Origin of the sequence: Enterobacter sp. WP_7_1, from assembly GCF_003688535.1 — a bacterium.
Taxonomy (GTDB): domain Bacteria; phylum Pseudomonadota; class Gammaproteobacteria; order Enterobacterales; family Enterobacteriaceae; genus Enterobacter; species Enterobacter asburiae.
Genome location: NZ_REFK01000001.1, coordinates 1,634,441 through 1,647,400 on the forward strand (window position 1 = coordinate 1,634,441; position 12,960 = coordinate 1,647,400).

The following is a 12,960-nucleotide window of genomic DNA, read 5'->3' on the forward strand; positions in this document are numbered from 1 at the left end:
ACCGGCTTTCGCCATTTCTGTAGTTCTCACATGACCCCCAGCATCGACGTGACCATCGTCATCAGCGGTCCTACTTGCTCCGGCATGAGGCGGAACAGCGACGCTATGCCCTCACTTACCTCTTTCAGCTTCTGATGCTCTGGAGCGTCCAGCAGCACAGCCTGTTTAGCTTCTGCGAGTTCTTTCTCGGCTTCAGCCAGACGAGACATTTTGCAATCGGCACCGATTAGGCGAGTGCGATACTCAACCGGCAGAACAGCCATGATTGCCGGTGTCAGCTGGCGCACGTTCTCGCGGTACTGCTCGGAGTCGAAACGGTTATCCAGGAAGCGAAATAGCTTCTGTCGCGCCCGGCTGATGTCCTCCGGGAAGCTGATAGCGTTCCCACCCTGTTCCCGGTATTCGTTGATGATCAGCGCCGAAACCACGTCCTGATTGTCCAGCGCCGACGACCATGCCCGGACCGCATCGCGGATCTTTTCGTGGTCTGGCGCCGCTTTAGCTTGAGCGCGGTTTATCATCGCTCCCGGGTGTATTCCGGTATTGTGTTGATACGCAAGTGAATGCATTGCTTTCCCTTTCGTGGTTAGGGCCGCCGGTCAGGCGGCGTTGCTTTTTGGTGGGAACAAGGCATCAAGAGATGTGTTGCTCCCCAGCTTGTTCATCGCCTCAACCAGGCGGCGGCACGACTCCAGGTCTGGTGCTCGTATGCCAGCTTCATAGTTAGCAAGGCGGGACTGGTTCCAGCCGCATGAGCCCGCTAACTCTGATTGAGTGATGCCAAGCTTCTTACGTTCGTTGGCGATATTGTTCATGCTGATCCTTTCAATAATGGTCACTCAGCATCATTAAACACAATTCGTGATTAATAATCAACACAAATCGTGAAAGGCATTCCAACACGCTACGTGATAAAAATATGCGTATGAAAAAAAATGAATCTATAGCCAGCAGAATTAAGCGCATTCGTGAGTCAAAAGGCCTATCTCAGAGGGCATTAGCTGATCTTTGTGGGTGGGCTTCGCAATCACGCATAGGAAACTATGAGGCTGGCACACGTAGTGTGAGCGTTGATGATGCAGAGGTTATCGCCAAGGCTTTGGGTATCTCCGCCCCTGAGCTATTATTTGGAGATGACTTTGTTGCCCATTACAAACCAGGAGCAAAGTATCCTTTGATTAGCTGGGTAAGCGCAGGGGCGTGGTGTGAGGCTAACGAGCCATATACTCTGAAAGACATAGAGGAATGGTATGAATCTGATGCTCATATTGAGGGAACGGCTTTCTGGTTACGTGTTCAGGGAGACTCTATGACATCACCCGTTGGACTAAGCATCCCTGAGGGCATGATGGTTCTTGTGGATACCGGGAAAGAACCAGTAAACGGAAGCCTGGTAATAGCTAAACTTACCGACGCTAATGAAGCGACATTCAAAAAGTTGGTTATCGACGGCGGTAATAGATACCTCAAAGGCCTCAATCCGCAGTATCCCCTGATCCAAGTGAATGGTAACTGCAGAATTATTGGTGTTGCCATTCAAACTATGATGAAGCTTTAAAAACCAATTAGGACGGAACCAGGAATGAAAAAAATAATTTTGGCTTTGGTAGTTTCTGCGCTGTTATCTGGATGTGTTATGAAGAGCACAGCCCATGCTGGAAAAGACTTTGATGAAACTAAGATTTCGCAAATCGTTAGTAAGCAGACCACAGAAGCTGACCTTCTCCGCCTGATGGGTGAACCAGTGAAAAAGGAGATCGTAAGCGACAATGAAGTTAAGTGGGTCTACGAATACGTAACTTCTAATGCAGCCGTAAGAATGTTCTCCACTAAGCCAAAAGTCGATGTAACGAAAAAGGTTCTTGAAGTATTGATCCGTGATGGCGTCGTTGTTAATCACGCGTATACAAATCCAGGGACAACTACCTACAAGTAACCCATCCAGAACCATCAATCATGATTGAAGCCCACTTAGGTGGGCTTTTTTTATGCCCGCCGAAAAAATAAATTTCTATAAAATTCAACAACAACACGATATGTGTTCATTTATAATCACAATTCGTGTTGACTACATAAACACATTCTGTGATTATCAATCCATCGAAACGAAACATCGACAGCTGAGCGAAGTTAGCCAGCGGCGGACAGCAAGTCGCCTGCTTTTTAACAACATGCAGATTTACAGCGTCAATGACCTGTTAAGACCCCTACACGTAAACGTGCTGTATCACCGGGTGCGATCCGGTCGGTGAGAGAGTATCCCCGCGCGAGAGCGAGAACGGCGTGAGAACGGGCAACACTGGCAGGGAGTTGGCGCTGACCAATACATGGAATGTTTTGGGCTGGAAGACGGTTATCAGCTAGTTGGTGAGGTAATGCCTCACCAAGGCGACGACGGCCTTCCCTACTTCATTGTGGGGAGCCAGCACCAAAACATTTCTCCCGCATCAGCGGGTAACGACAGAGGGTAAGGGTATGGATGAGAAAGAAGAGTTTCCTTCAGGTTTTAGCAACCTGATGTACGCATTAACAAAGGAAGCAGCACGTAACAGCTTCCTTGATTTCCTTGAGGAATGGGGGATTGAAGATTACGACGAGATTAAGGCGTTCCTTGCCAAGAATGGCGTCAAAACTTACTGCTAAGAAGACCCGCTCCGGCGGGTTTTTTATCGACCATACATAGGCAGATTTTCGAGTCTGCCCATTTATGACAACTGGCGGCCATCCACCGCCCATTAGCGCAGAAGTCTTGTTTAACCGTTCCGTTCGCCGCGATAAGGCCAAGAGGAAATAATGGTAAACCAGCAGCAGATCAGAGAGGCCCAACGGCTCGCGTCGTTCGCGGTACTCCATCGCAATGCTCCGGCGTGGGAAGAAGCAAAGCGCCTTTACGCCGTCGCCATCGGGAGGACTCTTCACTGATGGAAACTTTATTCGCACTCGTTCTGACCGTGGCAATGACCAACGGTGATTATCAGGACGTCATTCTCGGCGTTTACGACAGCCCGCAGGAATGCAGCCAGGCGGCTACAGAGCAAAAAGTAACAGCAGAATGCTGGCCGGTAGAAAGCATTCTCCGCAACGGCGAGCTCCCGGCGAAAGACATCGCGCAGCACTAAGCACCCTATTCAACCGATCGGCCTGGCATTACGCGGGCGGCATCTGCACATCAAAATTTCAGGAGAAACCATGAGCGATGTAACGGACTTAACTGTCATCGAAATCAAGCCGGAACAGGCGCCAGTGCTTTACGTAGCTGGCGGCCTTGATGCGTATCTCGAGCAAATCCGCCAGGCAGTAAACGAAGTGCCGGACCTGTCTACAAAGAAAGTCCGTGACCGTGTCGCCTCTCTGGCGGCGCAGGTGTCGCGCAGCAAGACGGCAATCGAAAAGCCGGGCCGTGAGTACCTGAAGCGCCTGAAAGAGGCTGTGCGTCCGGCTGAGGCCGAAATTAAGCGATTCGTTGATGCCTGCGACGAGCTGCGCGATGCAACCCGCCGACCACTCACCGAATGGGAGGCCGAGCAGGAACGCATTAAGGCTGAAGAAGCCATGAACGCGATGCACGCCGAAGCGCTGGTTATGAACGAAGAGTTCGACCGCCAACTCGCCGCGCAGATCGAAGCAGACCACGAAATGGCCCTGCTGATGAATGACAAGTTTGACCGTGACCGCGAAGAGCAGCGCCGCCAGGCGGAACAGGCACAGCGTGAACGAGATGAGAAACTGCAACGCGAAGCCGCTGAAAAAGCCACTCGTGATGCAGAAGAAAAAGCCAACCGTGAACGCCAGCAGCACCAGGATGCACTTAGTGAAATCAGTGGTATTCAGCAACAGGTAATCATCGCTCAGTCTGGACGTTTAGGTGTTCGCCAGGGAGGCACAATCCAGTGCATTAAAGACACGCTGGCTGAAACAGAGAAATGGCCTATTGATGAGCGCTTTGGCTCATTGATGGGTGCGGCTGAAAATGCAAAACAGCAAGCCATTGCGCAGATCAAACAGCTCCTGAATAACGCTGAGACTATTCAAAAGCAGCAAGAAGAAAATGACCGAATTCTTCGCGAGGCTGAAGCAAAAGAAAAAAATCGCCTGGCCGAAGAGAAGCGCAAAGCCGACGAGCAGGCAAAGCGTGAAGCTGACGTGAAGCACCGCAAGACAGTCGGTACCAACATCGTTAACGCCCTCACCAGCCACACCAGCCTAACCCGCGAACAGGCTATCGAAGTGCTTACCGCTCTGAAAGATGACCTGATCCCCTGCGCAAAAATTCATTACTGAGGCAACCATGAACGCATACCTCACTTACGACCGAATCGAAGATCGGCGCTGGGTGGAGCAGCAGCTCACCGACAAGAAAGAGAAGTGGATCGACGACCGGGCCAGGGAAATCATAGACATGATGCCGAAAGAACCGTCCGGCCTCTTCCACTTCTCCGTACCGATTGACTCCAGCCCATACGCAGGACTTCGCAGCGATAAAGCTGGCGAGGCCTACAACGATTTCATTTCGGCAGTTGCTTACGCCCAGGCGGAATACGACTGGGAGCACCGTACCGGCTGCCCGTTTTAAGGATGCATGAGATGTCTGAATCTAAAACTCACTACCGAAAAGCTTTTGACTCCCCTTACCTGAGCAGCGCCGACATCGTTGAGCCTACAGTTCTGACGATCGCCCGAGCAACGTTAGAAAACGACAAAACAAAAAAAACCAAAGACGTTTTTAACACCGCTTATTTTGAAGAGCGCGAGCTGCGCCCAGGCGAAAAGCTCAAGCCGATGATTCTGAATGCCACCAATAGCAAGATGCTGAAAAGCATTACTGGATCGCCATTCCTTGAAGATTGGGTTGGCGTGAAGGTCACTGTTTACGTCGATAAAAATGTCCGGTTCGGAAAGGAGTCGGTTGAAGGCCTCCGCTTAAGCCCGGCGCGCGTTACAAAGCCGGTGCTTTCGCCGGAAAAAACGCAGGCATGGAATAACGCTAAGGCCGCCTTCAAACGCGATGGGAACCTTGATGCAGTGCTGGCGAGAATGGACATTTCTCCGGAGCATCGCCGCCAGCTTGAGCAGGAGTGTTCATCATGATCTGGCACGACGTCGAGCAAAACGGTGAAGAGTGGGATGCTCTTCGCCTGGGTAAGGCCACCGCGTCAAACTTCGGCCTGATTATGGCTAACGATGGAAAGGCGTTTGGCGAACCAGCCAAGCGTTACGCACTTCAGTTGGCTCTTGAGCAGATTAAGGGTTGCAAGTCTGAGTTTGGCTTCTCAAACGACCACATGGAGCGCGGGCACGAACAGGAGCCAATTGCCCGCATGCTGTACGAAGAGATGAACTTTGTCGACGTGGATAACGGCGGGTTCTTTGATCACGAAACGTACGGCGACAGCCCTGACGGCCTTGTTGGCCAGGACGGGCTCGTTGAGATTAAGTCGGTCATTGCCGCCACTCACTACTCCACCCTCACCCGCGGCTCCTTTGATCCGGCATACAGATGGCAACTGGTCGGTCACCTTGATTGCTCTGGCAGGGATTGGGTGGACTTCATCAGCTACTGCTCAGACTTCCCGGACGGTAAACAGCTCATCGTCTATCGCCTTACAGCTGCCGAATGTGAATCAGAAATAGCCCGGCTTCGCGCGCGTCGAAAAGACTTCCTCGAACTTGTTGCGGACACCAAGCGCCGCATACTGGATCTCGAATGAAACGCACACCTTTCTACCGCAGGCCCGGACGAACCGGGCAATTCTCAGGCCTCCGTGAGCGCGTTATCTGGATGATTCAGACGCGCGGCCGCCCGGTAACCGGCAGCGAAATCGCTGAGAAGTTTGGCGTAACGCTCATCGAGTTTAACCGGGTCGCCAACGGCATCACCCGCGGCTCCGGGCAGATAGCACAGATTGTTGAGTCTGAAAAATGGCTCAACGAGGACGGCATCTGCGACCGCACTTTCGACCTCGTCACGAAGCCGAAGGTCGTAACGCCACAGGGGAAATCGCGGCTGTTCACCCGGCGCGCCATAGAACAATCGCAGGAAGGCCGACGGCAGGAGTGCATTGAACGTGCCGCCTGCCGCCGCTGCACCGAAGAAATCCAGCAGGCCATGCGCAAGAAACCAAAGCCTAACTGGAACGAAACGGTGCCTCCCATCATCAACAAGCATCACAAGAAAATTGAAGCTCTGGGAGTTAGCCTCCTGGAGTTCGTCGTCAAAACTGGCCGCCTTAACGGGCGGTTTGGAGCCGAACAATGATTCGCCGACAGATCGATACATCAACCAGATTTCTGCTTGATACCGCCTTTCACCGACTTGAAATAATCCGTGATGACGGTCTTTACCGCCACCTGCGCATGAAGCAGCCCGGCACGTCCTGTTATTACTTCGACATTATCACCTGGCCGGGATATCTGACTGTTACCGGCGACATGGGAACCTGGACATTCTCCCGTATCGCGGACATGTTCGACTTTTTCGGCCCATGGGAGGGCGGGATAAATACCGGCTACTGGTCCGAAAAATTGGAAGCTGGCGCGGGCTGTTCGGCTTGCGAAATGCTGGCGAAAGAGTATGACCATGAGGCATTTTGCCAGAGCCTTAAAGAATCATTGAGCGAGTATCTTGAAGATTCTGAAGGCGATCAGCCGGAAGACGAAGATTGGGATGATGACGACGACGCACCAGATAGCGACAAGGCGAAGGTCCGCGAGATTTACCGCGAGCTTTGCAATAGTGGGTTTAGCAATGACTGGGAAGCATATCAGGCAGTTTATGAAGCTGACTGGCCCGAAAGTTGGAGTGCGTGGGATGTCTGCGATGGGCTGACGTTCAAGACCTACACCAGCCACTTCCGCTGGATTCTGTTCGCTATCACCTGGGCGATCGCTAAATACCACAACACTAAGCTGGTCGATAAGTCGATGACGACCTTCCTTGCAGTGAAGTGGTTGCCATCATGAAAGCCAAAATCACCCAGGAGCTTAAGGCTCCTTTTTTATTGCTGGCGTTCACCTTCAACCGAATTAACCGACAGTTCCGGGAGCATTAACCATGGCCGATATCATCGACACAGCAACAGAGATTGAAGAGCTTCAGCGTAACGCTGCCCTTTCCGCTCACCGTCTTAACCGCAACGCCGTATCAGCTGAGCATTGCGCGGAATGTGGCGAGGATATCCCGGAGCCGCGGCGCGCTGCCGTTCCCGGCTGCCAGACGTGCGCGGAGTGCCAGGGCGTGATCGAACTGAAGAATAAACAGAGGGGGATGTGATGCAGCAGGCAATTTTAGACATGTGCTGCGGATCGCGCATGTTCTGGTTCGACAAGCAGGACGAACGCGCGGTGTTCAGTGATATCCGCGCCGAACAGCATGAGCTTTGCGACGGTCGCCAGTTGGTTATTAGTCCGGACCTTATTGCCGATTTCCGCGCCCTCCCTTTTGCCGATAACACTTTCCCTGTCGTCGTGTTCGATCCGCCGCACCTCGAGCGTGTCGGCGATAACGCGTGGATGGGTAAAAAGTACGGGCGTCTCAACAAAGAAACATGGCGCGATGATTTGCGATCCGGGTTCTCAGAGGCATTCCGGGTGTTGTGGCCACACGGCGTGCTCATCTTCAAATGGAACGAAACGCAGATCCCGGTAAGTAATATCCTGGCGCTTACCGACGAGAAGCCGGTCATCTGGCAGCGCACCGGCAAGTCAGACAAAACCCACTGGGTGATCTTCGTCAAAGGTGGTCCCAATGTTCAGGATAATCCAGCCTAATACCTGGTACTCCGATCCCCACGGTGCACCCTGCAAAATCCTCCGCGCTACCCACGAAGTAATCCACTACATCCGCCACGGCCGCACCTGCATCGCCAGCATGGGCCGCTTTCAGCATGAATTCGAGCCGCTGACCAAAGCACAGGTCGAGCGGATCGCCGAAGAAATCGAAACAGCAGATCACCTGAAGAAGCTGCGCGCCCAGCGTGCGGCATGAGGAGAGAATATGGGAAAAATGACGTTCGTCTTTGAGTATGAGGACGGTAAAGAGCCGCCCGTAAGCGCTGGCATGTCGTTTATGGGTGGGAAGATTGTCGCCGCGTCTTTCTGTGATGCTTTGGAGGAATCCGAGGTTAATGACGCAGAAGGGCTTGAGTGGATTGATGAGATGAAGCTACAGCCATGACGCAACTGATAGCCAGTTATGAGCTGGCTATTGGGTGCGAAAGCACTGCAACGTCATCCCTTTTGCCCGGCCACGCGCCGGGCTACTTTTTACCTGATTTCGAATAATCAACACGATGCAACAGACGTGGGTATACTCACGCCGGTTGCCAGGAGTCATCTATGGCACAGGTCATTTTCAATGAAGAGTGGGTCGTTGAAGCCAGACTGACTGAAAGAACCGGCCTTAGTGAAGGGCAAATCAAAAGTTATCGGCTGAAATTGTGGATCGAAGGCGTTCATTTCAAAAGGCTCACCGCTGAAGGTGAGACCGATAACCGGAATGGTGTTCTTTGGTACAACTACCCCCGTATAAACCAGCTTGTTCAGGAGGCTTGATGGGTTTTCCAACTGGGGTTGAATTGCATAATGGAAAAATCAGGATCACCTTCACTTATCGTGGCATTCGCTGCCGTGAAGTCCTCCGGGGCTGGGCAGCAACAAGCGGGAACGTTAAAAAGGCTGGTAATTTGCGGGCTGTGATCGTCAGTGAAATACAGATGGGGAAATTTAGTTATGCGGATCATTTTCCCGAATCTAAAGCGCTGAGAAAATTTTCCACTACAAAGAGAATCAACACGTTTAGTGAACTATGTAATCTGTTCACTGATGCAAAACAGTTTGAAATTTCTGCAGCCTCGATGCAAACGCTAGCTTCAAACGTAAACACCCTACTCCGCGAAATTGGCAGGAACACCACGATTTCAGAGATCCAGCACGCTGATCTGTTGAACTACAGGAAGCAACTTTTGACTGGGGATGTCGTCAATCCGGCAATGCCTCAACTGAACAAACAAGGGCGTTCTCCGTCAACTGTGAACATGCTCATGCGCGTGTTGGTAGAAATGTTGAAGCTGGCCAACCGTAGCCAGTTTATTACCCATTCCCCATGGGAGGGGCTTTCGTATCTCAAAACCTCAAAAACAGACCCTGACCCTTTAACGCTTGACGAGTATCAAAGCATGCTTGCGACAATGCCAGAGAAGCATCGTCCGATATGGATCCTCGCGGTACACACCGGCATGAGACACGGTGAGTTGTGCGCTTTGTCCTGGGGGGATATCGACCTCAATAAAGGGGAAATCCATGTATCCAGAAACCTCACGAACAAAGGTCTGTTTGTTCCACCGAAAACAGATACGGGCATAAGAACGATTACACTTTTGAAGCCTGCGCTGGAGGCATTGAAAGAGCAGTTTTTATGCACCGGCCACCTCGATCAAAAAGAAATTGTCTTCCACCACCGCGAGCATGGAAAAACGGAAAAACAAAGCCTGCGTTTTGTGTTTGTTCCCCAGAAATCGAAGGTTAAAAAACCTCATTTTTCAAAGAGCGCTATATCTTATGGCTGGAAAGTCGGGATGGAGCGGGCAAAAAACAGAACGCGCGATCCGTACCAGTCTCGCCATACTTACGCGTGTTGGTCACTTTCAGCGGGTGCAAACCCTTCTTTTATCGCTTCCCAGATGGGCCATGAAGACGCGCGTATGGTCTACGAAGTATATTCAAAATGGATCGGGGATATGAATAGCGATCAGGTGGATATGCTCAATTCCAGGATGCCTACTGCTATGCCCCCAGGATGCCCCAAAGCTAAGTATCTGCTTAAAAAAGTGTTGTGAAATTAATTACCTAAAAACATTACCAATAATATCAGGTGGATTACACTTCATAGTGCGGCCTCGCTTTTTTCCGCGCCGGACAATCTGAGGATGACCATCATGGGAAACAAAAAGAAAACCAGTGTCGCTGTCGCTGTTGATGTCGTAAAGAATGCACCGTTAAAGACCAAAGAGTATGAAAAAGAGCTTCGTCGCCTCCACGTTGAACTGGTTAAGCTCCAGCAGTGGGTCGTCGCCAAAGGGCTAAAAGTGTGTATTGTTTTTGAAGGACGCGACGGGGCCGGCAAAGGCGGCACCATTAAAGCGATCACCGAGCGCGTCAGCCCTCGCGTATTTCGCGTTGTTGCCCTCCCTGCACCCACCGAGAAAGAGAAAACCCAGCTCTATTTTCAACGTTATGTTCCCCATCTGCCTGCCGCCGGGGAGATCGTCATTTTCGACCGAAGCTGGTACAACCGCGCGGGCGTCGAGCGGGTAATGGGATTCTGCACCCCCGAGCAGGTTGAAAAGTTTCTAGATGGTACGCCGGTGATGGAAAAAGCGATGGTTGATGCCGGGATTATCCTGCTGAAGTACTGGCTGGAGGTCACGCCTAAAGAGCAGGAGCGCCGCCTGCGCGATCGTATTAACGATGGTCGTAAAATCTGGAAGCTATCGCCGATGGATATTAAATCCTTTAACCTGTGGGATGAGTATACCCTCGCGCGCGACGCCATGTTTGAAGCGACAGATACCGCATGGGCGCCGTGGTTTGTGGCACGTTCAGAAGATAAAAAACGCGTGCGTCTGAATATTATTTCGCACCTGCTCACCCAAATTCCCTATAAAGAAATTCACGTCGAAAAAGTGGATTTACCGAAACGTAAAATTGGTAAAGTCAAACCCACAAAATACCCGTTCCGGTATGTGGAGGAGCGGTTCTGAAATTACTGGAATACGCCTCGCAGAATGTAGATTACCAGGGGGTACGGTATTGTTTTTTGTTGGCTGCGGTTGATAATGACCGCACCAACAAAGGAGCTGAAAATGAAGCCAAACCGAAACAAAGACTATGGCAAAAGGGAGAGCATGGCGAGTGGAGCCTCCCGCGAGGCCCGTACACCAGAGGCGCGAAGACGAGAGCATCAGCAAGATAAAGAATTCATAAAAGCCATGAATGAATTTACAGCTAAAGCGGGATTATTATCAGACGATCCTTTCTTTGGAGGGATTTAATGTGCTTTCAGTTTGACGTTTACCGTAATCTTTCAGAAAGAACACGGGACCACCAGCCTTATTTTATGATAATTCAACATGACTATTATGATGATTTATCAACAAGACTGATTATTCCATTAAGCTACCATAGCTATCTACGTGGACATATCAATGCCGCGATGCCTTTAGTGAATATTGATTTCGAGCGATATTTCCTTAACACCGCTGGCATAACACACGTGGAGAAACAGAAACTAAATAATAAAGATTATGTATGTAATCTTCGCAGCGCGAGAAGTACTGTTATCGCGGCGATAGATGCGTTAGTGACCAATACATAACGTAGGCCTGCGCAAGCGCAGCGCCGCCGGGCAAAGCCGACGGCGCAGGTCTTACTTCATTCCTTCCGTGCTTTCCCGTTTCGCTTCCAGTCGCTCCACATCACGATACCAGCGCGGGTGGTGTTTCTGCGCCCAGCGGCGGCTCACCTTCCCTTCAATCATCCCTGTAATCGATCCTTTGACCCAGAACGCCATATACATATGGATCAGGATGGCGTGGATGAGAATGATGGCCGACGTGGCGTGGATCAGCAGCGCGTAGCGAATCACCTGAATCGGGAAGTAGTGCGCAAAATAGGGACGCCAGATAATCACGCCGGTCACCAGCAGCACAAAAATCATGCTCATGATGGTCCAGAACATCATCTTCTGCCCGGCGTTGTATTTCCCCACCTTCGCGACCTTATGTTCGTTGCCCTTCAGAACTTCGACGATCCCTTTCACCCACGGAATATCCTGCTTGTCCGGGATGTTGTGGTGGACAAAGCGCACGAACATAAACATCAGCACCACGAAAATCAGCACGCCGAAGAACGGATGCAGAATGCGCCCCATCTGCGGCGTGCCGAAGGTTTCGGTCAGCCACTGCAGCGTCGGGAAGAAGAATGAAATCCCCGACACCGCTACCAGGAAGAAGCAGATCACCACCGTCCAGTGACAGGCGCGGTCGACAAACTTCGTGCGCACGATCGTTTTCGACTTACTCATGATGCTCCTCCTCGTCCTCATCCACCTCTTTGTTTGGCCCGATACCGATGTAGTGATAAATCAGCCCCGCAAAGGTGGCGATAAAGCCCGCCGCCGAGAGCGGTTTAAGCGCCCCTTTCCAGAGGTTGATGGAGGTATCGATCGCTGGATCCTTCGGGAGGTTGTGGTAGAGCTCCGGCTGGTCGTTGTGGTGCAGCACATACATCACGTGCGTACCTCCCACGCCCTGCGGGTTATAAACACCCGCATTCTGGTAGCCGCGCGCTTTCAGCTTGTCCACGCGCGCCTGCGCCACGTCCAGCATCTCTTTTTTAGTGCCGAAGTGGATAGCCCCGGTCGGACAGGTTTTCACACAGGCAGGCTCCTGCCCGACGCTGACGCGGTCCACGCACAGGGTGCATTTGTATACCCGGTTATCCTCTTTATTGAGGCGCGGGATATTAAACGGACAGCCCGCGATGCAGTAGCCGCAGCCGATGCAGTTGTCCTGCTGGAAGTCGACGATCCCGTTGGCGTACTGAATAATCGCGCCGGCAGACGGGCACGCCTTCAGGCAGCCCGGATCTTCACAGTGCATGCAGCCGTCTTTGCGGATGAGCCACTCCAGCCTGCCGTTCTGGTCGGTTTCGCTAAAGCGCATCACCGTCCAGGATTTGGCGCTCAGATCCGCCGGATTGTCGTAGACCCCCACGCAGTGCCCCACCTCGTCGCGGATATCGTTCCACTCCGAGCACGCTACCTGGCAGGCCTTGCAGCCCACGCAGGAGGAGACGTCGATAAGCTTGGCGACCTCTGCCTTATAGTCCCGCGCGCGGGGCGCGGGCGTTATCGGGTTAGTCGCGGAGCGTTTGATAACGTCTTGTGTTTCCATCGCCATTGAA

General features: G+C 51.9%; 23 protein-coding genes and 2 pseudogenes. 21 read left to right on the forward strand and 4 right to left on the reverse strand.

The annotated features are described in order from the left end of the window. Window positions 1–26: 26 nt before the first annotated feature. Both BJ885_RS08160 and BJ885_RS08165 read right to left on the reverse strand, forming a co-directional pair. Window positions 27–569 (reverse strand): toxin YdaT family protein, encoded by a 543-nt coding sequence (locus tag BJ885_RS08160; RefSeq protein WP_121931657.1) that lies wholly within the window; start codon window positions 567–569, stop codon window positions 27–29. A 30-nt stretch (window positions 570–599) separates the two neighbouring features. Continuing rightward, window positions 600–815: a helix-turn-helix transcriptional regulator gene (locus BJ885_RS08165; RefSeq protein ID WP_047716541.1), complete on the reverse strand. Its 216-nt coding sequence runs from the start codon at window positions 813–815 to the stop codon at window positions 600–602. A 104-nt stretch (window positions 816–919) separates the two neighbouring features. On the opposite strand from BJ885_RS08165, the gene BJ885_RS08170 reads away from it, so the two are divergent. From BJ885_RS08170 to BJ885_RS08255, 21 genes and pseudogenes are all read left to right on the forward strand, one after another. Beyond that, the gene (locus tag BJ885_RS08170; protein ID WP_121931658.1) at window positions 920–1,558 is read left to right on the forward strand and encodes a LexA family transcriptional regulator; all 639 of its coding nucleotides are present in this window, start codon (window positions 920–922) and stop codon (window positions 1,556–1,558) included. A gap of 24 nt (window positions 1,559–1,582) precedes the next feature. Further along, window positions 1,583–1,936, forward strand: a complete 354-nt coding sequence (locus BJ885_RS08175) for a hypothetical protein (RefSeq protein WP_047716545.1) — start codon at window positions 1,583–1,585, stop codon at window positions 1,934–1,936. A gap of 539 nt (window positions 1,937–2,475) precedes the next feature. Continuing rightward, window positions 2,476–2,643, forward strand: a complete 168-nt coding sequence (locus BJ885_RS23270) for a hypothetical protein (protein WP_183128615.1) — start codon at window positions 2,476–2,478, stop codon at window positions 2,641–2,643. Window positions 2,644–2,921: 278 nt separating this feature from the next. Beyond that, the gene (locus BJ885_RS08180) at window positions 2,922–3,119 is read left to right on the forward strand and encodes a DUF1482 family protein (RefSeq protein WP_121931659.1); all 198 of its coding nucleotides are present in this window, start codon (window positions 2,922–2,924) and stop codon (window positions 3,117–3,119) included. A 70-nt stretch (window positions 3,120–3,189) separates the two neighbouring features. Then, window positions 3,190–4,281: a hypothetical protein gene (locus tag BJ885_RS08185; RefSeq protein ID WP_121931660.1), complete on the forward strand. Its 1,092-nt coding sequence runs from the start codon at window positions 3,190–3,192 to the stop codon at window positions 4,279–4,281. 7 nt (window positions 4,282–4,288) lie between these two features. After that, window positions 4,289–4,573, forward strand: a complete 285-nt coding sequence (gene gamL / locus BJ885_RS08190) for a host nuclease inhibitor GamL (RefSeq protein ID WP_121931661.1) — start codon at window positions 4,289–4,291, stop codon at window positions 4,571–4,573. 11 nt (window positions 4,574–4,584) lie between these two features. After that, window positions 4,585–4,783, forward strand: a pseudogene (locus BJ885_RS23275) (hypothetical protein). Then, window positions 4,780–5,088, forward strand: a complete 309-nt coding sequence (locus BJ885_RS23280; protein WP_162184608.1) for a hypothetical protein — start codon at window positions 4,780–4,782, stop codon at window positions 5,086–5,088. The pseudogene BJ885_RS23275 and the gene BJ885_RS23280 overlap by 4 nt, the downstream one beginning before the upstream one ends. Beyond that, on the forward strand, window positions 5,085–5,708 hold the full coding sequence (locus BJ885_RS08200; protein WP_121931663.1) for a lambda exonuclease family protein: 624 nt from the start codon (window positions 5,085–5,087) through the stop codon (window positions 5,706–5,708). Before BJ885_RS23280 ends, BJ885_RS08200 begins: the two co-directional genes overlap by 4 nt. Next, window positions 5,705–6,082 (forward strand): annotated as a pseudogene (locus tag BJ885_RS08205) (regulator); the annotation flags it as partial. The gene BJ885_RS08200 and the pseudogene BJ885_RS08205, both read left to right, overlap by 4 nt. Next, window positions 6,059–6,256, forward strand: coding sequence for a hypothetical protein (locus tag BJ885_RS23285; RefSeq protein ID WP_183128622.1), 198 nt, complete (start codon window positions 6,059–6,061; stop codon window positions 6,254–6,256). The pseudogene BJ885_RS08205 and the gene BJ885_RS23285, both read left to right, overlap by 24 nt. Then, window positions 6,253–6,960: a hypothetical protein gene (locus BJ885_RS08210; protein WP_121931664.1), complete on the forward strand. Its 708-nt coding sequence runs from the start codon at window positions 6,253–6,255 to the stop codon at window positions 6,958–6,960. The genes BJ885_RS23285 and BJ885_RS08210 overlap by 4 nt, the downstream gene beginning before the upstream one ends. Before the next feature lie 91 nt (window positions 6,961–7,051). Continuing rightward, window positions 7,052–7,270: a TraR/DksA family transcriptional regulator gene (locus BJ885_RS08215; RefSeq protein ID WP_121931665.1), complete on the forward strand. Its 219-nt coding sequence runs from the start codon at window positions 7,052–7,054 to the stop codon at window positions 7,268–7,270. Then, entirely contained in the window at window positions 7,270–7,767 is a 498-nt protein-coding gene (locus BJ885_RS08220; protein ID WP_121931666.1) for a class I SAM-dependent methyltransferase, read from the forward strand. Before BJ885_RS08215 ends, BJ885_RS08220 begins: the two co-directional genes overlap by 1 nt. Next, window positions 7,745–7,984 carry a DUF4222 domain-containing protein gene (locus BJ885_RS08225; RefSeq protein WP_121931667.1) on the forward strand — a complete coding sequence of 80 codons (240 nt, stop codon included), beginning with the start codon at window positions 7,745–7,747 and terminating at the stop codon, window positions 7,982–7,984. Before BJ885_RS08220 ends, BJ885_RS08225 begins: the two co-directional genes overlap by 23 nt. Before the next feature lie 9 nt (window positions 7,985–7,993). Further along, window positions 7,994–8,173: a hypothetical protein gene (locus BJ885_RS08230; protein WP_121931668.1), complete on the forward strand. Its 180-nt coding sequence runs from the start codon at window positions 7,994–7,996 to the stop codon at window positions 8,171–8,173. Window positions 8,174–8,334: 161 nt separating this feature from the next. Continuing rightward, window positions 8,335–8,550: an excisionase family protein gene (xisR, locus tag BJ885_RS08235; RefSeq protein WP_014170215.1), complete on the forward strand. Its 216-nt coding sequence runs from the start codon at window positions 8,335–8,337 to the stop codon at window positions 8,548–8,550. Then, on the forward strand, window positions 8,550–9,833 hold the full coding sequence (locus BJ885_RS08240; RefSeq protein WP_121931669.1) for a site-specific integrase: 1,284 nt from the start codon (window positions 8,550–8,552) through the stop codon (window positions 9,831–9,833). Before xisR ends, BJ885_RS08240 begins: the two co-directional genes overlap by 1 nt. Window positions 9,834–9,932: 99 nt before the next feature. Further along, window positions 9,933–10,757 carry a polyphosphate kinase 2 gene (ppk2, locus tag BJ885_RS08245; protein ID WP_121931670.1) on the forward strand — a complete coding sequence of 275 codons (825 nt, stop codon included), beginning with the start codon at window positions 9,933–9,935 and terminating at the stop codon, window positions 10,755–10,757. Between the two features lie 102 nt (window positions 10,758–10,859). Beyond that, a complete protein-coding gene (locus BJ885_RS08250) occupies window positions 10,860–11,048 on the forward strand; it encodes a type II toxin-antitoxin system CcdA family antitoxin (protein WP_121931671.1) in 189 nt (62 codons plus the stop codon). Next, window positions 11,048–11,371 carry a CcdB family protein gene (locus BJ885_RS08255; RefSeq protein ID WP_121931672.1) on the forward strand — a complete coding sequence of 108 codons (324 nt, stop codon included), beginning with the start codon at window positions 11,048–11,050 and terminating at the stop codon, window positions 11,369–11,371. Before BJ885_RS08250 ends, BJ885_RS08255 begins: the two co-directional genes overlap by 1 nt. Before the next feature lie 51 nt (window positions 11,372–11,422). Here BJ885_RS08255 and fdnI read toward each other — a convergent pair whose 3' ends face one another. Together fdnI and fdxH are read right to left on the reverse strand one after the other, a co-directional pair. Next, window positions 11,423–12,079: a formate dehydrogenase-N subunit gamma gene (fdnI, locus tag BJ885_RS08260; RefSeq protein ID WP_121931673.1), complete on the reverse strand. Its 657-nt coding sequence runs from the start codon at window positions 12,077–12,079 to the stop codon at window positions 11,423–11,425. Then, on the reverse strand, window positions 12,072–12,956 hold the full coding sequence (gene fdxH / locus BJ885_RS08265; RefSeq protein ID WP_121931674.1) for a formate dehydrogenase subunit beta: 885 nt from the start codon (window positions 12,954–12,956) through the stop codon (window positions 12,072–12,074). Before fdxH ends, fdnI begins: the two co-directional genes overlap by 8 nt. Window positions 12,957–12,960: the final 4 nt, after the last annotated feature.